Annotated in this window: 26 protein-coding genes; 23 read left to right on the top strand and 3 right to left on the bottom strand. The window is 37.6% G+C overall.

Going from position 1 to position 23,963, the window contains the following annotated elements:
- The first annotated feature begins 106 nt into the window (after positions 1–106).
- The 3 genes from greA to mtnN all read left to right on the top strand — a co-directional run bounded on the left by greA (position 107) and on the right by mtnN (position 2,107).
- On the top strand, positions 107–583 hold the full coding sequence (greA, locus tag AC25Y1_RS07130) for a transcription elongation factor GreA (protein ID WP_488147267.1): 477 nt from the start codon (positions 107–109) through the stop codon (positions 581–583).
- A gap of 118 nt (positions 584–701) precedes the next feature.
- On the top strand, positions 702–1,379 hold the full coding sequence (locus AC25Y1_RS07125; protein ID WP_488147266.1) for a YrrS family protein: 678 nt from the start codon (positions 702–704) through the stop codon (positions 1,377–1,379).
- Positions 1,380–1,414: 35 nt separating this feature from the next.
- The gene (gene mtnN, locus AC25Y1_RS07120; RefSeq protein ID WP_488147265.1) at positions 1,415–2,107 is read left to right on the top strand and encodes a 5'-methylthioadenosine/S-adenosylhomocysteine nucleosidase; all 693 of its coding nucleotides are present in this window, start codon (positions 1,415–1,417) and stop codon (positions 2,105–2,107) included.
- A gap of 215 nt (positions 2,108–2,322) precedes the next feature.
- Here the strand turns inward: mtnN and sigK are convergent, their stop codons facing one another.
- A complete protein-coding gene (sigK, locus tag AC25Y1_RS07115; RefSeq protein ID WP_488147264.1) occupies positions 2,323–3,024 on the bottom strand; it encodes an RNA polymerase sporulation sigma factor SigK in 702 nt (233 codons plus the stop codon).
- A 186-nt stretch (positions 3,025–3,210) separates the two neighbouring features.
- Between sigK and AC25Y1_RS07110 the strand changes: the two genes are divergently transcribed.
- The 11 genes from AC25Y1_RS07110 to AC25Y1_RS07060 all read left to right on the top strand — a co-directional run bounded on the left by AC25Y1_RS07110 (position 3,211) and on the right by AC25Y1_RS07060 (position 11,776).
- On the top strand, positions 3,211–3,720 hold the full coding sequence (locus tag AC25Y1_RS07110; protein WP_488147353.1) for a YqeG family HAD IIIA-type phosphatase: 510 nt from the start codon (positions 3,211–3,213) through the stop codon (positions 3,718–3,720).
- A 2-nt stretch (positions 3,721–3,722) separates the two neighbouring features.
- Complete coding sequence (gene yqeH / locus AC25Y1_RS07105) at positions 3,723–4,820, top strand: ribosome biogenesis GTPase YqeH (RefSeq protein WP_488147263.1); 1,098 nt, start codon at positions 3,723–3,725, stop codon at positions 4,818–4,820.
- A gap of 12 nt (positions 4,821–4,832) precedes the next feature.
- Positions 4,833–5,675, top strand: a complete 843-nt coding sequence (gene aroE, locus AC25Y1_RS07100; RefSeq protein WP_488147262.1) for a shikimate dehydrogenase — start codon at positions 4,833–4,835, stop codon at positions 5,673–5,675.
- Positions 5,662–5,952: a ribosome assembly RNA-binding protein YhbY gene (yhbY, locus tag AC25Y1_RS07095; RefSeq protein WP_488147261.1), complete on the top strand. Its 291-nt coding sequence runs from the start codon at positions 5,662–5,664 to the stop codon at positions 5,950–5,952. Before aroE ends, yhbY begins: the two co-directional genes overlap by 14 nt.
- Before the next feature lie 13 nt (positions 5,953–5,965).
- The gene (locus AC25Y1_RS07090) at positions 5,966–6,550 is read left to right on the top strand and encodes a nicotinate-nucleotide adenylyltransferase (protein ID WP_488147260.1); all 585 of its coding nucleotides are present in this window, start codon (positions 5,966–5,968) and stop codon (positions 6,548–6,550) included.
- Complete coding sequence (yqeK, locus tag AC25Y1_RS07085; RefSeq protein WP_488147259.1) at positions 6,525–7,100, top strand: bis(5'-nucleosyl)-tetraphosphatase (symmetrical) YqeK; 576 nt, start codon at positions 6,525–6,527, stop codon at positions 7,098–7,100. The genes AC25Y1_RS07090 and yqeK overlap by 26 nt, the downstream gene beginning before the upstream one ends.
- Complete coding sequence (gene rsfS, locus AC25Y1_RS07080; RefSeq protein ID WP_488147258.1) at positions 7,097–7,444, top strand: ribosome silencing factor; 348 nt, start codon at positions 7,097–7,099, stop codon at positions 7,442–7,444. The genes yqeK and rsfS overlap by 4 nt, the downstream gene beginning before the upstream one ends.
- On the top strand, positions 7,441–8,181 hold the full coding sequence (locus AC25Y1_RS07075) for a class I SAM-dependent DNA methyltransferase (protein WP_488147257.1): 741 nt from the start codon (positions 7,441–7,443) through the stop codon (positions 8,179–8,181). The genes rsfS and AC25Y1_RS07075 overlap by 4 nt, the downstream gene beginning before the upstream one ends.
- Positions 8,182–8,335: 154 nt before the next feature.
- Positions 8,336–8,893 (top strand): helix-hairpin-helix domain-containing protein, encoded by a 558-nt coding sequence (locus AC25Y1_RS07070; protein ID WP_488147256.1) that lies wholly within the window; start codon positions 8,336–8,338, stop codon positions 8,891–8,893.
- A gap of 31 nt (positions 8,894–8,924) precedes the next feature.
- The gene (locus AC25Y1_RS07065; protein ID WP_488147255.1) at positions 8,925–9,488 is read left to right on the top strand and encodes a ComE operon protein 2; all 564 of its coding nucleotides are present in this window, start codon (positions 8,925–8,927) and stop codon (positions 9,486–9,488) included.
- A 92-nt stretch (positions 9,489–9,580) separates the two neighbouring features.
- On the top strand, positions 9,581–11,776 hold the full coding sequence (locus tag AC25Y1_RS07060) for a DNA internalization-related competence protein ComEC/Rec2 (RefSeq protein WP_488147254.1): 2,196 nt from the start codon (positions 9,581–9,583) through the stop codon (positions 11,774–11,776).
- A 56-nt stretch (positions 11,777–11,832) separates the two neighbouring features.
- Here the strand turns inward: AC25Y1_RS07060 and AC25Y1_RS07055 are convergent, their stop codons facing one another.
- Positions 11,833–11,967 carry a YqzM family protein gene (locus AC25Y1_RS07055; RefSeq protein WP_488147253.1) on the bottom strand — a complete coding sequence of 45 codons (135 nt, stop codon included), beginning with the start codon at positions 11,965–11,967 and terminating at the stop codon, positions 11,833–11,835.
- Between the two features lie 162 nt (positions 11,968–12,129).
- Here AC25Y1_RS07055 and holA point away from each other — a divergent pair, with 162 nt between their 5' ends.
- Positions 12,130–13,146, top strand: a complete 1,017-nt coding sequence (gene holA / locus AC25Y1_RS07050) for a DNA polymerase III subunit delta (protein ID WP_488147252.1) — start codon at positions 12,130–12,132, stop codon at positions 13,144–13,146.
- Positions 13,147–13,256: 110 nt separating this feature from the next.
- On the opposite strand, the gene rpsT is transcribed toward holA, so the two are convergent.
- Complete coding sequence (gene rpsT, locus AC25Y1_RS07045) at positions 13,257–13,511, bottom strand: 30S ribosomal protein S20 (protein ID WP_488147251.1); 255 nt, start codon at positions 13,509–13,511, stop codon at positions 13,257–13,259.
- A gap of 237 nt (positions 13,512–13,748) precedes the next feature.
- Between rpsT and gpr the strand changes: the two genes are divergently transcribed.
- From gpr to dnaJ, 8 genes are all read left to right on the top strand, one after another.
- Entirely contained in the window at positions 13,749–14,786 is a 1,038-nt protein-coding gene (gene gpr / locus AC25Y1_RS07040; protein ID WP_488147250.1) for a GPR endopeptidase, read from the top strand.
- Positions 14,787–14,836: 50 nt separating this feature from the next.
- Entirely contained in the window at positions 14,837–15,643 is an 807-nt protein-coding gene (gene spoIIP / locus AC25Y1_RS07035; RefSeq protein ID WP_488147249.1) for a stage II sporulation protein P, read from the top strand.
- A gap of 356 nt (positions 15,644–15,999) precedes the next feature.
- Positions 16,000–17,823, top strand: a complete 1,824-nt coding sequence (lepA, locus tag AC25Y1_RS07030; RefSeq protein ID WP_488147248.1) for a translation elongation factor 4 — start codon at positions 16,000–16,002, stop codon at positions 17,821–17,823.
- Between the two features lie 90 nt (positions 17,824–17,913).
- Entirely contained in the window at positions 17,914–19,050 is a 1,137-nt protein-coding gene (hemW, locus tag AC25Y1_RS07025; protein WP_488147352.1) for a radical SAM family heme chaperone HemW, read from the top strand.
- A 95-nt stretch (positions 19,051–19,145) separates the two neighbouring features.
- Positions 19,146–20,219, top strand: a complete 1,074-nt coding sequence (gene hrcA / locus AC25Y1_RS07020; RefSeq protein WP_488147247.1) for a heat-inducible transcriptional repressor HrcA — start codon at positions 19,146–19,148, stop codon at positions 20,217–20,219.
- Positions 20,206–20,790: a nucleotide exchange factor GrpE gene (gene grpE / locus AC25Y1_RS07015; protein WP_488147246.1), complete on the top strand. Its 585-nt coding sequence runs from the start codon at positions 20,206–20,208 to the stop codon at positions 20,788–20,790. The genes hrcA and grpE overlap by 14 nt, the downstream gene beginning before the upstream one ends.
- A gap of 46 nt (positions 20,791–20,836) precedes the next feature.
- Entirely contained in the window at positions 20,837–22,672 is a 1,836-nt protein-coding gene (gene dnaK, locus AC25Y1_RS07010) for a molecular chaperone DnaK (protein ID WP_488147245.1), read from the top strand.
- Positions 22,673–22,825: 153 nt separating this feature from the next.
- A complete protein-coding gene (dnaJ, locus tag AC25Y1_RS07005) occupies positions 22,826–23,950 on the top strand; it encodes a molecular chaperone DnaJ (RefSeq protein WP_488147244.1) in 1,125 nt (374 codons plus the stop codon).
- Positions 23,951–23,963 lie beyond the last annotated feature (13 nt).

Here is a 23,963-nt window from a genome sequence, read left to right as displayed (position 1 = left end):
ATATTATGATGATGACAGAAAAACTTAGAGATTAACCACTATGTCGCATACTTACAAATAAAGCGGCATAGTATTTTTTATGAATAGCATTTGAGGAGTGATGGGAATGATCACGGAAAAAAAGTTTCCGATGACTACCGCTGGTAAACTTAAATTGGAAGAAGAGCTTGAATATTTAAAAATGGTAAAACGTAAAGAGGTTGTAGAACGTATTAAGGTAGCACGAGATTTCGGAGATTTGTCTGAAAACTCGGAGTACGATTCTGCGAAAGAAGATCAATCGTTTGTGGAAGGTAGAATCTCTACGCTAGAAAAAATGATTCGAAACGCAGTCATTATCAAAGAATCAGAATTTACTACGGATGAGGTTCATTTGGGGAACACAGTAACGTTTAAAGAACTTCCAGACGGAGATGAAGAAACGTATACGATTGTTGGTTCAGCAGAAGCGAACCCGATTGAAGGACTTATTTCAAATGATTCACCGATTGCTAAAGGTTTACTGGGCAAATCGAAAGGCGATGTCGTTAGTATTAATACGCCCGGAGGAGAAATGTCGGTTTCGATTATAGAGATAAAATGATTATCCGATAACCGCCTTCTTAATGAAGGTGGTTTTTTCATAACCTGAAACCAACTGGCTCGATGTTCGTCTAATAAAGAGTAGAAATAGGAAAATATAAAACGGGAGATGGTACTTTATGAATAAACCCGATAATAATTACTCTAGGCTAAATCGTAAAAGAGGTGGCAATCGATCTGATAAGATTTTAAATATCTTAATTGCCGCCGTTGTACTAGCAATCATTGTTACAGCCTCAATCATTTTTATCAATGGATCTGATAAAGAGAAAGTTGAAGCGAATCCAATAGAAACGACGGATGATGAAAATAATGAAGATTCTACGAGCGAAGAATCAGGCGATCATGACCTGGAAGACGCTGAAGTAGAAGATGAAGCGAGTACTGACAACGAGTCCATAAATAATGATGAAACAGATGACCCTGAAGAAACGGAAAAAAATCCAGGTGTAGTCAAATATGAATCATCAGATGATGCTGTCGTAGACGAGACGATTATTAATACTGGTTGGGAACCAATTGGGACTTCGCAAACTGGGGAACATACATCTTTATACGACTTAAAATCTGTTGATTGGCATGAAAAGATTGCAGCGGTTGCTTATGCAACAGAACACCCAGAAGATGCATTGATTATTTGGAAAATCAAAAATGGTGGTAGTCCACAAAAATCGATTGGCATCGTTTCTACGAAAGACAAAGTAGAGAAATATCGTGTATATTTAGAATGGGTGGATGAACAAGGTTGGAAACCTGTCAAGATGGATGTATTAAACACACTCGATTTCAAGTATTGAATTTATATGTAAAAGTATAGTGGAGGTTTTTTTCGATGAAAATTGCAGTTATTGGTGCAATGGAAGAAGAAGTGGAGTTACTAAGAAAATCTATTGTGTCTCCACAGACGAGTACTATTGCCAATATCGAATATACTAAGGGGATAATTGGGAAACATGAGATTATATTAGTGAAAAGCGGAATTGGAAAAGTAAATGCCGCTATGGCAACGACAATTCTCTTGGAAACATTTAAACCAGATGTTGTCTTAAACTCTGGATCCGCTGGTGGTTTTGAGGAAAACTTAGAGGTAGGTACGGTAGTCATTTCAAGTGAAGTTAGACATCATGATGTTGATGTTACAGCTTTCGGCTATGAAGTTGGACAAGTACCACAATTACCAGCAGCTTATTTGGCAGATACCCATCTAGTTGAATTAGCAGTAGCCGCAATAGAGGAAATTGGCGAACATGATCATGCTATCGGATTAATCGCTTCTGGGGACACATTCATGAGTGATCCAATTCATGTGGAGAATGTAAAAGAACTTTTTCCAACAATGATAGCCGCAGAGATGGAAGCAGCTGCAGTTGCGCAAGTGTGTCATCAATTCGAAACACCTTTCGTTGTCATCCGTGCACTCTCTGATATTGCAGGTAAGGAATCATCAATTAGTTTTGATGAATTTCTATCGACAGCTGCACTTCACTCAACACAAATTATTTTGCGTGTAATCTCGAAAGTTTGATGTGTTCATGGTAATATATAGGTAATGACTATTAGTAAACTTCATCGAGTAGTTCCTGAGGAGGGGAAGAGATATGTTTTTTCTGATGACCGGTGTTTTCTTGGTAGCAGTAGCTGTTTCTATTGTTATTTTACGTGAAATTGGAACTGAGTAATCAGTGATAAGAGGCGTTTCCGTTTAGGAAAAAACATCCAAACGGTCACGCCTTTTTTTATTTATTCGTTGTATTCATGTTTAAATAGTTGATATAATTTTACGATTGCTCGCTTTTCAATTCTGGAAACATAACTTCTAGAAATATCAAGTTGTTCAGCAATTGCTTTTTGTGTCATTGGCTTATCATCCAAAAGTCCATAACGTCGTTGAATGATTTCTAATTCTCGACCGTCAAGTTTCCCTAGATGCTTATACAGTCTATCCTTCCGTTCGTTCTGCTCGACGGTATCGATTGGGGATTCGTCATTGGTTTGTAGTAAGTCGGCAATCTGTAAGGACTGACCATCGTTGTCGCCTCCAATCGGCTCAAAAAGAGAAACATCTTTTTGTACTTTTTTTTGTGTTCGAAGATACATTAATATTTCGTTTTCAATACAACGGGCTGCATACGTTGCTAGTTTAGTTTTGCGATCTGGTGTAAATGTGTTTACTGCTTTCATAAGGCCAATCGTGCCAATTGAAATATAATCATCAAGAAGTTCGTGTTTTGGATGGAATTTTTTTACGATATGCGCCACTAACCGCATATTGCGTTCAATTAGCTCATCTCTTGCGTCAAAGTCACCTTCTGCAAGTCTCTTTAAACAAGCTTCCTCTTCTTCCTTGGATAGGGGGCGTTTAAATGCTTGCCCTCGGATATAGCCGAGGACTGCAGGTATCTCGAGCCACAATTGAACAACCGACAATACAAACCCGCTCATCGGGCCACCTCCTGTGTCGTTGTATGACAGCATATGCAGTCGTGTTGTGACTAATGATTGATTTTTAAGTCGGACAGGCGCTCTGGGATGTCCTTTTTTGAAGGCCGGAAAAATTCATAATCATGTTATGGATATGCTATACTAATTTTTATAATCTAGTTTGGAATCGGAGTGAATGAGTTGTATATGCGTTTTTTACCTGATGAATTCGTGAAAGATGTATTTCAAATAAATCCAGAAGCGTTAGCAGCAAAAGGAATTAAGGGAATTATCACGGACTTGGACAATACACTAGTAGAATGGGATCGTCCAGAAGCAACGCCAGAAGTTATTGACTGGCTAAAAGGAATGCGTGATGTTGGAATACAAGTAACGATTGTTTCCAATAATAATGAAGGTAGAGTAAAAGTTTTTTCTGACCCACTCGGCATTCCTTTTGTCTTTGATGCGCGTAAGCCTCTCCAAAAATCTTTTGTGAGAGCCCGTAAACTAATGGGTATTAAAAAAGAAGAAACTGTTGTGATCGGTGACCAACTGTTAACAGATATCCTGGGTGGAAATCGGAAAGGCCTTCATACAATACTTGTAGTGCCAGTTGCAACTTCAGATGCATTTTTTACGAAGTTCAATCGAATGATTGAAAGAAGAATTATGGCAGGCTTAAAACGCCGTGGTCTTATTACTTGGGAGGAATAACTGTGGAAGACATCAAATGCATAGGTTGCGGTATTACGATTCAAACAGAAGACCCCAAAAAAGAAGGGTTTGCACCAGAGAGTTCATTATCTAGTGAAGAGCTAGTTTGTAGACGGTGCTTTCGCCTAAGGAACTATAATGAGCTTCAGCCTGTTTCTTTAACTGGTGATGACTTTTTAAACATTTTAAATGGAATTGGTCAGAAAGATGGTATCGTTGTTAAAATCGTTGACATATTCGATTTTAACGGAAGTTGGATATCTGGTCTCCATCGTTTTGTTGGTAAAAAGGATATTCTTCTAATCGGTAACAAAGTTGATTTATTACCAAAGTCCATTAATCCAAATAAAGTAATTAATTGGATGAAAAAAGAAGCTGCCCAACTTGGCTTAAAACCAGTTGACGTGTTGCTTGTTTCCGCTTTTAATGGACAAGGTATGGAAGAAGCGCTGACTAAAATTGACTCCATTCGTCATGGAAAAGATGTTTACGTTGTAGGCTGTACAAATACTGGAAAATCAACATTTATAAACCGAATTATAAAAGGGGAAACGGGTATTGGTGATGTGATTACGACTTCTCATTTTCCAGGTACAACATTAGACCTTGTTGAAATCCCATTCGATGATGGCAAAGCTATTTATGATACACCTGGTGTAATTAATGATCATCAAATTGCACATTACCTAGACGAAACTGATTTAAAAACGATAACGCCTAAAAAAGAGCTGAAACCAAAGGTATTTCAACTTAATCCAGAACAGACATTATTTTTAGGCGGTTTAGCCCGCTTTGATTTCATCTCGGGAGAAAGATCCTCTTTTATGATTTACGTTTCGAATCGGATTGAAATTCATCGAACGAAATTAGAAAATGCTGATTCGTTATATGAAAAACATATAGGTGCAATGCTTTCACCACCATCAGAAAAGTCTCTGGAAAACTTTCCGAATTTTGTTAGACACGAATTTTCAATTAAAAACCCGAAAACAGATATTGTGATTTCAGGGCTCGGCTGGATTACACTTCAAAAACCTAGCGTAATTGCAATTTATGTTCCTAAAGGTGTAGATGTCGTTCTCAGACCATCCCTAATTTAAGGAGGGAAATTCATGAAGAAATGGTATGCTGTTATTGGTGATCCTATCAGCCAATCAATGTCTCCAAAGATGCATGATGAATGGTTTGAAATGATGGAGATCGATGCAACTTACATTCCAATACATGTAAAAGAAGAAAACCTCGGAGCGGTAGTAAAACAATTGAAAAGCCTTGGGTGCAGTGGTTGGAATGTTACAGTTCCACATAAAAGTACAATTATCGAACACTTAGATGAAATCGACCCATTTGCTAAGCAAATGAACGCAGTTAATACGGTTGAAGTCCTCTCAGATGGAACACTCCGGGGTTCGAATACGGATGGACAGGGATTTGTTCGTTCGCTTGAAGAACTATACGGTGTGCAGTCTAAAGGGGAAAAAGTGCTTATCATCGGTGCTGGTGGTGCTGCAAGGGGAATTAGCTACGCGCTTGACCATGCGGGATACGGTCCCATCACATTTACAAATCGCACGATTGAAAAAGCTCGAAAACTATGTGATGAAATACCGAATGCGAAGGCTGTTTCCATCACAGAAGCAGAACAAACAATAAACACATTTCAACTAGTTATTCAAACAACTTCTGTTGGCATGAATTTCGCAAAAACTGGGCTTCCTTTAAAACCAGAAAAGCTTGCTGCAGGGACCGTGGTAGCAGATATCATTTATAATCCACTGAAAACTGAGTTTCTAATAGAAGCTGAAAAAAGAGGGGCACTTTTATTAAATGGTACAGGAATGTTTGTTCATCAAGGCGCAATTGCATTTGAGAAATGGACAAATACACGTCCTAATACAGAAGATATGATACGGAAAATTACAGAAACACTTGGAGGTACTTATGTTAACAGGTAAACAAAAAAGATATTTACGCAGTCAGGCAAATCAATTACAACCACTTTTCCAAATTGGGAAAAATGGCTTAACCCAATCTGTAATTGAGCAAATAGATGAAGCGTTAGAAGCGAAAGAATTAATCAAGGTAAATATTCTACAAAACTGTGGCGAAGACAAAAAGGATATTGCACAAAGACTATCAGAACAAGATGGAATACATGTTGTTCAAGTTATTGGTAATATTATCGTCCTATACAAAGAATCAATCGAGAAAAAAAGAATCGAACTTCCATAAGGAGGGATTCTACTTGAAACGAATTGGGATTTTAGGAGGAACATTTAATCCTCCGCATATGGGTCATCTCATTATTGCAAATGAAATAATGCATGCACTCAGTTTAGATGAAGTCCGCTTCATCCCTACAGCCTCACCGCCCCATAAAACCGCAGACAAAGAAGTGTCTGCTAGACAACGTCTGAAAATGGTAGAACTGGCTATAGAGGACGTTGAGGGATTTACGGCCTCTGCGCTTGAAGTTAATAAAGGTGGAATTTCTTATTCATTTGATACAATTTCTGCATTAAAGAAAAATGAACCAAATGCTGAATTTTATTTTATCATTGGATCAGATATGGTTGATTTACTCCCGACTTGGCATAGAATTGATGAACTGGTTCAGATGGTTACTTTTATAGGTGTTAACCGCCTGGGCGGACACGGAGAAACGTCGTATCCGGTGCAGTATATGTCTATTCCTGAAATTGATTTATCTTCAACGCTCATTCGAACTAGATTAGCGGAAGGCGGAACGATTAAGTTCCTTACGCCTACAATAGTTGAATCATTTATAAGGCAGGAGGGTTTGTATGGATCTTCCTCGTTTAAAAAGTGAACTATCTAAAAGATTGTCAACTGAACGTTATCATCATGTTTTAAGAGTGACGGAAACAGCAAAGCATTTAGCATCGATTCATAATGTTTCCATAGAAAAAGCAGAACAAGCTGCATTATTACATGACATCGCAAAATGTATGGATCCAACATCACTTCGTTTGAAAATGATTGAAAATAATGCGGATGAACAATTATTTTTATTTCATCATGAATTATGGCATGCTTCTGTTGGTGCTGTAATTGCTTCAACTGAATTTGATGTAACCGATACAGAAATATTACATGCGATAAAATACCATACAACTGGTCGCGAAAATATGTCCGATTTAGAAAAGATTATCTATATTGCAGATATGACGGAACCAGAACGTAATTTTCCAGGCATAGAGCGTTTAAGAAGGTTAGCTTTAGATAATCTTGAGGATGCGATGCACGCATGTATTCAACAATCGGTTTTGTACCTTGTGAGTAAAGGATTTCCGGTGTATTTAGATTCAATTGACTGTTATAATGAGCACGTGAGAAAGAAAGGAATCGTGAAAGAATGACAACAACATTATTAACAACAGCATATAACGCTGCAGATGATAAAAAAGCACAAGATATTATTGTATTAAATATGGAGGGTGTTTCAGTAATGGCTGACCAATTCATTATTTGTCATGCTAATTCTGAAAGACAAGTCCAGGCAATTGCTAGAGAAGTTATTGATTCGGCAACAAAAGCGGGTTTTCCAATTAGAAGAATGGAAGGCTTTGATGGAGGAAGATGGGTATTGGCTGATCTAGGAGATGTAGTCGTACATGTATTCCATAAAGACGAACGAAGTCATTATAATCTCGAAAAGCTTTGGGGAGACGCACCTATGATAGATATGGATCCTATCGGATGACTCATTCATATTCGGAGTTCTCTTCCGTTTACGACGAACTTATGTCAGAAATTCCATATGATACTTATGTAGATTTAATAAGTCTTGCTGCAAATGGAATTGCAGACAAGAAAATATTAGACATAGGATGTGGAACTGGAATATTATCCGTTAAGCTTGCAAAGTTAAATGGTCAAGTAACGGGTATAGATCTATCCCCAGACATGTTAAGCGTAGCAAAAGCAAGAGCGCAGTCTTTGAATATGTCCATTCCGTTTTTTGAACAGCCAATGCAAAAATTAATTGGTTTTTCGAATTTTGACATTGCAGTAATTGCTATTGATTCGCTAAATTATGTAATTGACGAAGCAGAAGTCATACAAACATTCCGCAATATCTATCAGTCATTAGCTGTTGGCGGAGTGTTGTTATTTGACGTTCACTCATTATTTAAAACAGATGTGATTTTCCTGGAAAGTCCTTTTGTTTTTGATAATGGCCGAATTTCATATATTTGGAACACAGTAGAGGGACAAGAACCGCATTCCGTTTTTTCGGAACTTGCGTTTTTTGTTCGAATGGAAAACGGTTACTATAAAAGATTTGATGAAGTTCATTACCAACGAACCTTTTCCGTATTAGAGTATGTGGATATGCTTAGTGAAGTTGGTTTTTCAATAGAGCGAATTTTTTCTGATTGGGAAGACTTACCCCCAAATTTCGACAGTGAAAGAATATTCTTTCAAGTACGTAAATAATGCTTTTAAAATAAAGGAATTTCGTATATAGTAGAAATACCTCCATATGGATACTGTCCTAGAAAGGGTGTAAATACTGCTTCTATCATTTGTATCCGACAATTGGCGTAAGTTTCTATTCCCTTTTGCAGCAATCGCTGTTATAGCCGCTTTTTTGCTCATTCCCCGTGGGCAAGCTGACAATGGACAACTTGTCTTAAGCGAACAAAACCCTTTATTTCAAGAAGAAATCGAAAAAACTTCAGAAATTAACGAACCAGATATACAAACACCTGTAGTTATTGTGGTAGACGTTAAAGGTGCAGTTCGTCACCCAGGCGTTTATACGATGGAAGTCGGCAATCGAGTAATTGATGCAGTCAACGCGGCTGGTGGTTATTTACCGGACGCTGACTCGCGTTTATTAAACCATGCGATGAAACTAACCGATGAACTACTTATCTATGTACCTGTTGAAGGTGAAGTACTTTCAGAGAGTGTAATGGCTATTGTTTCACCACAAAGTTCAGAAGTGGATACGCTAGTGAATATTAATATTGCAGATGAGAGTTTATTAATGACGATCAATGGAATCGGTCCAGCAAAGGCTGCTGCAATTATTCAACACCGAGAAGAACATGGGCTTTTCACTTCAATAGAATCGATAATGGACGTTTCGGGAATTGGCAGAAAAACTTTTGAGAAATTCGAGCATAAAATAACAGTTAATTAAAATTACTAATTCTATTTTCGGAGGCATTCATATGGAGCGAATTACATGGGATCAGTTTTTTATGGCGCAATGTCATCTTTTGGCAGTGAGAAGTACATGTACTAGACTTGCAGTTGGTGCAATTGTTGTAAGAGAAAACAGAATTATTGCAGGAGGGTATAATGGTTCGATTTCTGGTGGTGATCATTGTATTGATCATGGCTGTTATGTTGTAGACAATCACTGTATCCGAACAATACATGCGGAAATGAATGCATTACTTCAATGTTCAAAGTACGGAACACCTGCCGCAGATTCATCATTGTATGTGACGCATTTCCCTTGTTTGCAATGTTCGAAAGCAATTATCCAAGCAGGTGTGAAAAATGTTTATTATGCCACAGATTATCGAAATCATGAGTATGCGATAAAATTATTTGAGCAATCTGGCGTTGCGGTTAAGCATATTCCCTTTGATGAAACGAAAATTGACTTCTCCGGGGATGCTAAGCTGGCATTAATAAACGATATGTTAAAGTCATTACATGAATTAGGTGCCACAGATAAAGAATTGAGCCCTTTAGAAAAAAGGGTGGATGAATTATTCGGAAATTAATCAATCGAATTCGTTTTATTTATATTGCCATACCAATTGCCGTAGCAGCTTTTGCTGCATACGGCTCGGTATATCTATTACTCGTAAATATTTTGTTACTCCCCATTTTTATTCGAAGAAAAGAAGACCTCCTTACTCCTTTCCTTGCAATTATCACAACTTTTTCCTCTTTTTTTTACATTTCAGCTACACTCCCTAAAACTATTGAAACTGGAGTCGATACGTTAACGTTTTCGTGGTCCGATTCAGCAAAGATCGACGGGGGATCCATCAAAGGAATTGCCAAAACCACTTCTGGGGACTCAATTTATGCAATCTATCGTTTTGAGACAGAAGATGAAAAAAGCAATTTTAAAAAGCAAAATTTAAAGTCAATCAGTTTTACGATGGTTGGTGAATTTAAACAACCCGAAATTCCCTCGCATGCCTATTCGTTTAGTATGAAAAAATATTTAAAAATGTACGGAGCGACTGCGATATTTGAATCGAATACGATTATAGATGTAGTTGAGAAAAATACATTGTTCTCTCGCCTTGCAGCGCATCGGCAAGCGATTAAAGAGCACATACAAAAAACTTTTCCTCAGCCGCTTATAACGGAAGCAGAAGCACTTCTAATTGGAGACCGTAGTGGGATGAGTGAAGATGAAGCTACTATTTTGCGGCGCCTTGGAATAACACACTTATTCGCGATATCTGGTCTTCATGTTGGATTATTAACATTCATGTTGCGGGAACTGCTATTACGTTTAAAAGTTCGACGAGAATCATTACATTTATTACTTATTTTTTTACTACCGCTTTATGCTGTTCTTGCTGGAGGGGCACCTTCTGTTTGGCGCGCTGTGTCTGTTACGGTATTTATATTAGCCATTTCTTTTGGACGACTTAAAATAGGACTGGATAATGCGCTGTCTATAAGTGCGATTATTTATATTTTATATGAACCTTTTGTCCTTTTTCAACCAGGCTTTCAATTATCTTATTTAGCAGCATTTTCATTAATCTTATCATCAAAAATATTAGCGAAAATGAAATCAGCGTTAGGTGTGTCATTTTTAATCACATTGATTAGCCAGTTATCACTCTATCCGATTTTGTTATTCCATTTTCATGAATTATCGTTATCGTCATTTATTGTTAATCTTTTTTATGTTCCCCTATATTCATTTATCATCTTACCGATGAATATTATCTTACTAGGTTTGACAGCAGTTTTTCCTCCAATTGCTGATTTAATATTTACTTGTTATCTTCCTTTTAGGGAAATCATACACATCGGCACGGATTGGGTAGCTTCTCTTCCATATCAATTATGGACACCCGGAAAGCCAGGGGCAGTGGAAACTGTATTTTCGGTGGTGGGTGTGTTGTTATTTTTAGTTCGCTATGAGGAAGGGAAAAAACTTTTACAATCATTGTTATATGTCCTTGTACCAGCCATCATTATCCATCTACAACCGTATTTAGATAGTACGCTACGTGTAACCTATCTGGACGTTGGTCAAGGCGATAGCATTGTTATTGAGTTTCCGTTTAGAAGAGCTGTCTACTTAATCGATACAGGTGGGTCAGTAAGATTCGGAGAGGAAAATTGGAAAAGCCCAAGCAAACCTTTTGAAGTTGGTCGACAAATTGTCCTTCCTTATCTAAAGGGCAGAGGAATTACGGAAATTGATAAATTAATTTTGTCGCATGCAGATGCAGATCATATAGAAGGTGCTGATGAAATATTGGAAGAAATTCGAGTGGGAGAGATCCATATTTCACCAGGTAGTCAAGCTGAACTTGAAATGGAAGATTTAAATGATATTGCGCACTTTAAGAACATCCCTTTCATTGAAGTGTATGATACTATTTCTTGGTTCGAGGAAGAAATAGTATTTGAATACCTAAACCCAACCGTGGGAAATTATGAAGGAAATAATAGTTCACTGGTTTTACACATGAGAACTGAAGGACCGACATTTTTATTTACAGGAGATATGGAAATTGAATCAGAAGAACTGTTTATAAGAAGACATAAAACGTTTGCTAGTAGCAGTTTACTATTAAAAGTTGGCCATCATGGGAGTAAGTCATCTAGCTCGGAACAGTTTATTAATTTTCTTCGTCCAGAGTTAGCCATAATTTCATCAGGACGTAATAATATGTACGGCCATCCTCATACTGAAGTCATAGAAACGTTCTCGAAATATGGAGTTCCTATTGTGGAGACAGCAAAAAACGGGTCAATTGTCGTGTCAGTAAAAGAAGGGCAGTATGAGGTCAGCGTATCTAGCCAATAAAAAACGGACAAGTAGTTCCATAATGGAACTGCATGTCCGTTTCTCTTTTGGAAATATTAACTAGCTATAAAGTCAATAACTGTAGCAATAACAAAAATAGCAGAGAAAGCTACAAATGCTACGACAAAGCCCACGGCCGAATCTACAAAATCATTTCCTTTTGACTGTACATCATGTTCAAATTCATTCATTGCTACACCTCCTATATATCATTTATAGTATAATTGATTCACGCGTAAAAATCTATGTTAATCATCATTTATTCAACAATCATAAAGAAATGACACAAATTGTTCAAACAGGATTAGGTTCTTATTGTATACTAATGTTAGATAGTTATTAGAGGTGAAGGTATGTCAAATGCAACATGGAAAAATATTGCTTCCGGAAAAATTGATCCGGTCTATCTGCTAATGGGCGTGGAACAACATATTTTCGATTCAACAATTGATCGATTAATAAAGGCACTCCCGAACATTGATGAAGATTCGGTGATTCGGATTGATCTTGAAGAAACAGATGTTGAGACAGTTATTGAAGAGGCGGATACATTGCCATTTTTACAAGATTATAAATTAATCATTGCAAGTAATGCATCATTTCTAAGTGGCAAAGATAAAAAGAGAAATGCTGTTGAGCATAATTTACAACGATTGGAAGATTGGCTCGATAATCCATCTCCAACTGCAACTGTCGTTTTTATAGCGCCATATGAAAATTTAGACGGTCGAAAAAAAATAACGAAAAAAATGAGGAAAACCGCAACTGTAATTGAGGCCAACCGGCTTCAAGGAAGAGATTTACTCACTTGGGTTCAACATGAAGCGAAGGTGCATGGTGTAAATATTACACCAGAAACCGCACAGGGACTCGTAGATATGACTGGAGATAGTCTATTGATACTATCAGCCGAGATTGGCAAGATTGCTACCTATATGGGCGGCCAAGGGGAGATAACGGATAAGCTAATTGATTTACACGTCCCACGATCCCCCGAAATGGATGTTTTTAGGCTAACAGATTCATATGTGTCAGGAAATGTTGCGAAAACAATCTTGATTTATCATGACTTACTCCAAAGTGGTGAAGAGCCAATTATGTTAACCTCGCTAATCGCTGGCCATATTCGCTTGATGATACATGTACAGTTCCTTCGGAAAAAAGGTTATCAGCAACAACAAATTGCGAAAACATTACAAGTTCATCCGTATCGAGTTAAACTGATGATGGAGAATCGAAATTTACCGAATGAAAATCGTTTATTATCAATTTTGCAAGACCTCTCAACGATTGATTATAAATTGAAGTCGACGAGCGGTAAGCGTGAACGTGTACTAGAGTTATTTTTAATGGATCCATTACGTTCGTAATCATGAATTTGTTTTTAAATAAAAAGAGGGAACGGCCATCAAATAATGATGACCGTTCCCTTTTTATACGCTTATCAGCTAGTTATCCTAGCCTCTTTGTCATTGAAGAATTATAGTGCTGCATTCTTTGTTAGACGCGCTTTTTGGCGTGATGCATTATTTTTATGGATAAGGCCTTTACGTGCAGCAGTGTCCATTAGTTTAATTGCATGTCGTACAGCTTCAGTAGTGTTTTCATCTTTGTTTTCAATCGCTGTTTCAGCTTTACGAATAGCAGTACGCATTGTTGCTTTAGCGTGTGAATTACTTTCGTTTTTACTAGCGTTTTGTTTAACGCTTTTAATTGCTGATTTAATGTTTGGCAAATCATTCACCTCCAATTTCAGGTAGGGCAAAAGCTTTTTTCAATAAATCGAAGCCTCTTCCATAACATCAGTAATTTTAACAAATCAAGGGAAGAAATGCAATAAAAAAATACGATAGGTATACTTATTTTACAGTTGGTTTTTGGTTTTTTAAAAAATACAAGGATGATATCCCTAAAAAATTGCAAAGAGAATAGATATGGAGTTCTTCGTACAAACTAACGACGAGGTGATTTCGTGAATAAGTATGATTTCTATCGTACCGATCTTCTAGTTGAAAATGAAGAAATGGTTCGACATCAAACGGAAGATGAAACAAAAAAGCTGAAGGAATCAAAAGGTATTGATTTTAATGAAACAAGACAAGGAAGAATCATTATAACGGAGGTTAAAGTGGATGAAGTGGGTGAAAAGCGAATAGGCAAGAAAAAAGGAACCTATGTAACATTAACAGTTCCTACATTAACGATAGAAGATGGGGAAGAATTGATTAATTTATCCAATTTATTAATTGAAAAACTGGATGATATATTAAAACATGACCCATCGATTACAAAAGGTAAAATTTTGTTTGTTGGATTAGGGAACCGAGATGTTACACCGGATGCAGTTGGCCCAATAATGATAGATAAGTTACAACAGATTGTACCGGAATATTATTCTGAAGACGGAAGTGAAATCTTCGTTTATGCTCCGGGTGTTACGATACAAACTGGCCTAGAGACAGCCGATTTTGTTAAAGCGCTTGTGACGGAAATAGAACCAAGTCTATTAATCGTTATTGATGCACTGGCAGCACGTGACTCCTCACGACTGTGTAGGACCGTGCAGTTAACAGATACAGGCATACATCCAGGATCAGGTGTTGGAAACAGTCGTAAAGAGCTTTCAAAAGAAACACTCGGATTACCAGTCCTTGCGATAGGAATTCCTACTGTAGTGGACGGACCTGTTCTTGTAGCGGATGCGATTGATCGTATGTTTGGTTTTATCGCATCGAAAATCGAGGAGGAAAATAGTCCGTCTTCTCAGCTATCAGTTTCCTCGTGGCTACATTCTGACAATAAAGAGGCAGACCGTTCAACGCTTCGGCCGATATTTGGGGAGTGGTCTGAATGGGAACATGAAGATCGTGTAAAGTTATTCGAAGAAGTTTTAACGACACATGAGTTAAGGACATTCATATCGCCAAAAGAAATCGACTCTTGGGTAGCACAGTATGCGGATGCAATTTCAAATTCTCTTTCTGGATGGATTAGACGTATTAAAAATTAGGCATTGATTCGTTTTCCAAAGCATATAGTTGGAGAACGGAGGGGTGCAATTTGAAAAAAACATTGAAGTTCTGGTGTTCACTAATTCTATTTCTATTCCTATTCCCGGTATTTATACAGTTCCTTCCTAGTAGCGAATCAGGAACTGCACCTAAGTTAATTAAGGAGCCAGTAATCGTTTACGCATCCAATGTATTTGAAGAGAAAAAACAAGAAGTCGAGGTAGTAGAAAAGAATGTACTGTTGTATTTCACACATAATCACGAAGCATTTAAACCCGTGACTAAGGAGAAAAACGGTAAGATAGCAGTCAGTCATCAGTCAGAAAATATTGTGAAGTTTGGTGAAAAACTTAAAGTTCAATTGGCTTTTAATGAAATTCAAATGGATATTTTAGCAGTGGATAATATGGCGGAAGTTAATAGACGAGGTATGAAATACAATCAATCATACAAATCAATCCGGCCATTTGTGGAAGAAAAAATCAAAGAAGTAGATTATGATTTAGTCATTGATATGCATAGGGACTCAGTCGGTCCAGACAAAACAACAGCTACTTTTGAAGGGGAACAATATGCCAAAGTAGCGTTTGTTGTGGGGATGGAACATCCGAATCATGAACAGAACCGGAAGAAAGCTGAGCAAATAAAAGATGAAATGGAAAGGATTGTGCCGGGGATTACTCGAAGCATAATTCCAAAAGGTGGAGCGGGGGTTGACGGAAAATATAATCAAGATCTTCATCCTTCAAATGTTCTTATTGAATTAGGTGGAATTGGTAACAAAGAAGCAGAGCTAAATCGAACAATAGCTGTCATAGCATCAGCCGTAGCGACGATATTGTCCGAGGACGAATAGCACGATGATATTTAAATGACGGGACTGTCTCGGTAGACTGTAAATCTCTAGAGCGACTCTTTTCCTGCAAGCGTGCGGCTTTTCTGGTGCTTTTCTAGAAATTTCACAGCAAATAATATAGTATTGAAAAAAGGGTTAAGAAATGGAATGATTTCTTATCCTTTTAATTTTGCGTTCATATTTGAATGCATTTTTTACTTCATGTAATATTTGTATTAGGTGGATGCTTTATAGTAGGGTAACGGAGTTCTAACATGCTGATTTTTTAAAAACTTTTGTATTAAAATTTAATCATAAAATTGAACAAATCGAAGTTCACTGGTATAATTTTAATAGCAGAAATAGGAGTGAACTTAATGAATTTAGAGCAAAGACTAGCGCGTCAAAAAAACATCCGAAACTTTTCAATCATTGCCCATATTGATCATGGGAAATCTACGCTAGCAGACCGGATATTAGAAAAAACAAATACGATATCCTCAAGAGAAATGAAAACTCAAACGTTAGATTCGATGGATTTAGAAAGAGAACGCGGCATTACAATAAAATTAAATGCAGTTCAATTGACTTACATGGCAAAAGACGGCGAAGAGTATATTTTTCATTTAATTGATACGCCAGGTCATGTCGACTTTACATACGAAGTATCCAGAAGCTTGGCTGCATGCGAAGGAGCTATTTTAGTTGTTGACGCTGCGCAAGGGATAGAAGCCCAAACGTTAGCTAACGTTTATCTAGCGCTAGATAACGATTTAGAAATACTACCTGTAATTAACAAAATTGACTTACCTGCTGCAGATCCAGAACGTGTTAGAAAAGAAGTTGAAGACGTTATTGGATTAGACGCTTCAGAAGCAGTGTTGGCTTCAGCAAAAGCTGGAATTGGTATTGAGGATATATTAGAGCAAATTGTAGAAAAAGTGCCAGCGCCAACCGGAAATCCAGATGCCCCATTAAAAGCACTGATTTTCGACTCACATTATGATCAATACAGAGGCGTCATTGCGTATATTCGAATTATTGATGGTTCAGTTAAGCCAGGAGATACAGTTAGGATGATGGCAACTGGAAAAGAATTTGAAGTTCTAGAAACAGGCGTATTCACACCTCAAGAAACAGCAGTGAAAGAACTAAATGTAGGGGATGTAGGGTTTCTATCTGCATCGATAAAAAGAGTTGGTGACACACAAGTTGGAGATACAATAACAAAAGTCGAAAATCCTGCTACCGAAGCATTAGAAGGTTATCGCCGTATGAATCCAATGGTGTTTTGTGGCTTGTACCCAATTGATACATCTAAATATAATGACCTTCGAGAAGCCCTTGAAAAACTCGAACTTAATGACTCTGCATTGGAGTACGAACCTGAAACATCACAAGCGCTTGGTTTCGGTTATCGCTGTGGTTTTCTCGGACTACTCCATATGGAAATTATACAAGAGCGTATTGAACGCGAATTCAAAATTGATTTAATAACGACTGCGCCTAGTGTAATCTACAATGTAGTTAAAACGGATGGCTCAAACTTAAAAGTCGACAACCCAGCTATGATGCCATCGTCTCAAGTTATTGAATACGTTGAAGAACCATATGTTAAAGCCTCAATTATGGTACCAGATGATTACGTTGGTTCAGTTATGGATCTTTGTCAACGTAAAAGAGGGAATTTCATTACAATGGATTATTTAGCATCATCTCGTGTCAATATTATATATGAGCTTCCACTAGCAGAAATTGTTTTTGACTTCTTCGATCAATTGAAATCTAATACAAGAGGGTATGCCTCACTTGATTATGAACTGATCGGATATAGACAATCGAAACTTGCGAAAATGGATATCTTGTTAAATGGTGAACAAGTTGACGCACTTAGCTTTATTGTTCATAATGATTTTTCGTATAATCGTGGCAAAGCAATCGTTGAAAAACTGAGAGAACTTATTCCTAGACAACAATTTGAAGTGCCTGTTCAAGCAGCAATCGGACAAAAAATCATTGCGCGTTCAACAATAAAGTCAATGGGGAAAAACGTTCTTGCTAAGTGTTACGGTGGAGACATCTCACGTAAACGAAAACTACTTGAAAAACAAAAAGAAGGTAAGAAACGAATGAAACAAGTTGGGTCTGTTGAAGTTCCTCAGGAAGCCTTTATGGCAGTGCTGAAGATGGATGAAGACTGAGAAAAAATTAACACTATTTAAGAGTAGATAAGAGGAAAAGGAGGCGAGAATGCCTCCTTTTTTCCATTAAGATATAGAAAGGAGTCGCTTATTATGAGAGGAATGTATATTCACATCCCTTTTTGTCACCAAATTTGTCATTATTGCGATTTCAATAAAGTGTTTTTTAAAAACCAACCAGTTGACGAATACATCGAATCGATCGGGATGGAGTTAGCCATACTGAAAGCAGAAGGTGTATCATTTAAAGAATTGGAAACCGTATTCTTAGGTGGTGGCACACCGACATCGTTATCTGAAAAACAATTGGATCGATTATTATCAATTATTAGTGATTACGTTGATGTTTCTTCATTAATAGAGTTTTCAACCGAAGCAAACCCCGATGAACTGACTTATGAAAAACTACTTGTCTTGAAAAGTGGTGGCGTGAACCGATTAAGTATTGGGGTTCAATCTTTTGATGAAGGATTACTAAAAGCAATAGGAAGAACACATAATCCGGAAGACGCAATCCGCGTAATTAAAGATGCACGTAAGGCAGGCTTTACAAATATAAGTATCGACTTAATCTATGGTTTACCAAACCAAACGCGAGAACAATGGGAAGACACATTAGTTCAAGCTGCAAACTTGGCACTTCCGCATTATTCAGGCTACTCTTTAATCGTTGAACCTAAAACTGTTTTTTATAACTTGATGAATAAAGGGAAATTACCTTTGCCAGGTGAGGATACGGAAACACATATGTTTGAAAGACTAATTGAGCATATGGAAGAGCATGGTCGAAAACGTTATGAGATCAGTAACTTCGCATTACCCGGATATGAGTCTATACATAACCTGTTGTATTGGGAAAATGAAACCTATATGGGTGTTGGCGCAGGTGCACATGGCTATATTGCTGGTAATCGGTATTCGAATATTGGACCGATTAAACGTTATATGGAACAAGTAAACTTAGGGAAACGTCCAATACAAAATTCACATATCGTCACAGAAGTAGAAGCAATGGAAGAAGAAATGTTCCTAGGCTTACGCAAAGCAGACGGAATATCAGCAACATTATTTCAAGAAAAGTTTAATCAATCTTTAACTAATGTTTACGGACAAACTATTCAATCCCTGATAAACAGAGGGTTAATCCAGAAAAATGGAGATATAATCCAACTCACTAAGATAGGTGTTATTAGAGGGAATGAAGTATTTCAAGAATTTCTAACTTAGCGGTGAGTGAATTCATTGACAGTACCCTTCTCATTTGTTAAATTATGAGTAGTATTAGCACTCTATCCTATCGAGTGCTAACAGGAGTGATGATCATGTTGACAGACAGACAGTTACTCATTTTAAGACTGACGGTCGACGATTTCATTAAATCCGCACAGCCTGTCGGATCTCGACAATTATCAAAGAAACCTGAGGCAACATTCAGTTCAGCTACTATTCGAAATGATATGGCTGACCTCGAAGAAATGGGTTATCTTGAGAAAACACATTCTTCTTCAGGGCGTGTGCCATCTGAAAAAGGATATCGTTTTTATGTCGACCATCTGTTAAAAGAAGAAAAGTTAAATCGAGAAGATAGTCATCAACTTCGTTCTATATTTCAAGAGAAAATAATGGAAACAGAAGAATTGATAAGGAAATCGGCAACGATTTTATCTGATTTGACAAACTATACTTCAATTGTTCTTGGCCCGGACTCGTCAATGCATGTTGTAAAACGGTTTTCAATCGTGCCGCTTGACAAAACAACTGCAGTCGCTATTATTGTTACTGATAATGGCCATGTTGAAAATCGTTTGTTTAATGTCCCAAAAGGATATACAGCTTCTGATATTGAAAAGATGGTCAATATATTAAATGATAGGCTAATTGGTACACCGCTGATTCATCTCCAAAAGACGCTTGTTCAAGAAACCAAAATGATACTTGAACGTCACATTGACCGAGCGGGAGAACTATATGCTTCCTTCCAAGAAGCTATTGCAATTGCACCCGAAGAGCGTTTATATTTTGGTGGGAAAATGAATATGATGACACAGCCTGAATTTAATGACGTCCATAAGATGAAGATGTTCTTGGATTTCATTGAAAAAGGAACACCTGCCACAACATTTTTTGACGATGTTCGATCAGGAATTGCCGTTAGAATTGGATCTGAAAACAACCATTTTGCGATGGAAGATTTCAGTGTAATTACGGCCACATATTCGGCGGGGGAGATAATGAAAGGGTCAATAGCCATCGTTGGTCCAACACGAATGGATTATGGACGAGTAATAACGTTGCTTGATTTGCTGAGTAGTGATTTATCTCGAGAACTAGCGAGGTTAACTATTGGCGGAGGAACGGCAGAGCAGGGAGGAAAAAGTAACCATGAAAAAAAATGAAGAAGTTGAAGAAATACTTTCTACAGAACAAGAAGACTCTAACATAGACAATGATGTTGAAGAGGTTAGTTCAGAAAGTGAAGTAGATTCAGTTGAAATACTAGAGAACGTCAGTGAAGAAAAAAGTGAAGTAGAAAGTTTAAAAGAACAAATAGAAGAGGAAAAAAATAAATATCTAAGATTGCTTGCTGATTATGACAATTTTAGACGCAGAGCAACTCTAGATAAAGAAGCCCTTCAGAAATATCAATCTCAAAAAGTATTAACAAATTTGATACCTGTCCTAGATAATTTCTCACGTGCAATCGCGGTAGAAGCAAAATCTGACGAAGCGCGCACGATGATGGAAGGGATGGATATGATATATAGGTCGCTTGTTGACGCACTTAAATCAGAAGGTTTAGTTGAAATTGAGTCGTTTGAGCAAGAATTCGATCCGAATTTCCACCAAGCAATTATGACAGGTAATGACCCTGATAAAGCATCGGGCATCGTTCTTGAAGAAATGCAAAAAGGATATATACTAAAGGATCGAGTGCTTAGACCTTCAATGGTTAAAGTTAATGAGTAATGAATTACTAAACACTATGTGAATTATTTTTAGGAGGAAATTGATTATGAGTAAAATTATCGGTATTGACTTAGGAACAACAAACTCTGTAGTTGCAGTATATGAAGGTGGAGAACCAAAAGTAATTCCAAACCCAGAAGGTAACCGCACAACTCCTTCAGTTGTATCGTTTAAAAATGGTGAGAGACAAGTTGGAGAAGTTGCAAAACGTCAAGCAATTACAAATCCAAATACAATTATGTCTGTAAAACGTCATATGGGTTCAGATTTCAAAGTGAAAGCTGAAGACACTGAGTACACACCACAAGAAGTTTCTGCAATGATTCTTCAATACATGAAAAGCTATGCCGAAGAATATCTTGGCGAAAAAGTAACAAAAGCTGTTATTACAGTTCCAGCATACTTCAGTGATGCACAACGACAAGCAACACAAGACGCAGGTAGAATTGCTGGTCTTGAAGTCGAGCGTATTATTAACGAGCCAACTGCAGCAGCACTAGCATATGGTTTAGATAAAACAGATGAAGACCAAACAATTCTTGTTTATGACCTTGGTGGAGGAACGTTTGATGTTTCTATTCTTGAACTTGGTGACGGTGTCTTCCAGGTGCTTTCAACTGCGGGAGATAACAAGCTAGGCGGAGATGATTTTGATGATGTAATCATCGATTATCTTGTTCAAGAATTCCGTAAAGAAAATGGAATTGATCTTTCAAAAGACAAAATGGCGATGCAACGTTTGAAAGATGGTGCTGAAAAAGCGAAGAAAGATCTTTCAGGTGTGACATCAGCACAGATTTCACTACCATTTATTACTGCCGGCGAAGCTGGTCCATTACACCTAGAGGTTACTTTGTCACGTGCGAAATTTGACGAGTTAACAAGTCACTTAGTAGAGCGTTCAATGGTACCAACACGTCAAGCTATGAAAGATGCAGGTCTATCTGCAGCTGAAATCGACCGTGTAATTCTTGTAGGTGGATCAACTCGTATCCCAGCGGTACAAGAAGCGATTCAAAAAGAAACAGGAAAAGAAGCTTATAGAGGAGTTAACCCAGACGAAGTTGTTGCAATGGGTGCTGCAGTTCAAGGTTCAATTCTTAGCGGAGACGTGACAGACGTTGTTTTACTTGACGTAACGCCACTTTCACTTGGTATTGAAACAATGGGTAACGTGTTCACGAAACTGATTGAGCGCAACACGACAATTCCTACAAGTAAATCTGAAGTATTCTCAACTGCAGCAGATAACCAACCAGCTGTTGATATTCATGTCTTACAAGGTGAGCGTCCAATGGCTGCTGACAACAAAACACTTGGTCGTTTCCAATTAACGGATATCCCACCAGCACAACGTGGTGTTCCACAAATCGAAGTTACATTTGATATCGATAAAAACGGTATCGTAAACGTTAAAGCGAAAGATCTTGGAACACAAAAAGAGCAAAACATTACAATTCAAGCGAGCTCATCACTTTCAGACGAAGACATCGAGCGTATGGTGAAAGAAGCGGAAGAAAATGCTGAAGCCGATAAGAAACGTAAAGAAGAAGCTGACTTAAGAAACGAAGCAGATCAGTTAGTGTTCCAATCTGAAAAAACAGTTAAAGATTTAGGCGATAAAGCTTCTGAAGAAGAAGTTAAAGAAATTGAAGAAGCAACTACAGAATTGAAAGCAGCTCTAGAAGCAAATGACTTTGAAGAAATCGGAACAAAGAAAACAGCACTTGAAGAAATCGTTCAAAAGCTTACAATGAAGTTATATGAGCAAGCAGCAGCAGAGGCTGAAGCATCCGAAGGTACTGAAGATGCTACAGCAGCGGAAGATGACGTCGTAGACGCAGATTTCGAAGAAGTTGTAGAAGAAGACGATAAAAAATAATTTGTTGACGGAAAAGTCAAAGTCCGATATTCCGGCTTTGACTTTTTCATTTTTAATTGTAATCATTTTTCATGATAGTATGACTTCTGTATAGATATTAAAAGCGTGTTACAATAAACTATAATAGGTAAATGTTTTCGGGAGAGTGAAATGATGAGTAAAAGAGATTATTACGAGGTGCTCGGTGTTTCTAAATCATCTTCAAAAGATGAGATTAGAAGAGCATATAGAACATTATCAAAAAAGTATCATCCAGATTTAAATAAAGAAGCTGGAGCAGAAGATAAGTTTAAAGAAGCAACAGAAGCGTATGAAGTCTTAAGTGATGAAACAAAAAAAGCCAATTATGATCAATTTGGTCATGCTAGTCCAAATCAAGGATTTGGCGGCGGCGGTGGCGGATTTGGTGGAGATGGCTTTGGATTCGAAGATATATTTAGTTCGTTTTTCGGTGGCAACACTCGTCGACGTGATCCAAATGCGCCACGTAAAGGTAATGATTTACAATATACAATGACAATTGATTTTATGGATGCTGTTTTTGGAAAAGAAACTGAAATTGAAATACCTAAAGAAGAAACATGCATTACGTGTACAGGTACAGGAGCTAAAAAAGGGACTTCTGCAAAAACATGTTCACATTGTAATGGTAGTGGTGAAATCAGTGTAACTCAAGATACACCACTTGGTAGAATGGTGAATCGTAGAGCTTGTCATCACTGTGAAGGTACAGGGAAAATTATTCCTGAAAAATGTTCAACATGTCGCGGATCAGGAACTGTAAAGAAAATGAAGAAAATAAAAGTTTCTATTCCCGAAGGTGTAGATGATGGACAACAATTACGTGTTTCCGGACAAGGGGAGCCAGGTCAAAATGGTGGACCAACAGGTGATTTATATATCGTATTCCGTGTAAAAGAACATGACCGATTTATTCGTGAGGAAGATGATATTTATCTAGAATTGGGATTGTCCTATCCGCAAGCTGCACTGGGTGATGATATAGAAGTTCCTACTGTCCAAGGAAAAGTGAATTTAAAAATACCCGCTGGTACGCAAACTGGAACTCGATTTAGATTGCGTGGCAAAGGTGTGAAGAATGTTCATGGACGGGGAATCGGTGACCAACACGTCGTAGTGAAAGTTGTAACACCTAAAAAAATGACTGAAAAACAAAAAGAACTAATGCGTGAGTTTGCTGCAATTAGTGGAAATAGCCCAGAAGAATTTTCTAGTTCACTGTTTGATAAGATTAAACGTACAATTAAAGGTGAATAAAAGGGGATGAAAT

The sequence above is a fragment of the Sporosarcina sp. Y1009 genome, from assembly GCF_057669865.1.
This window is presented reverse-complemented; position numbering and strand designations above follow the sequence as displayed.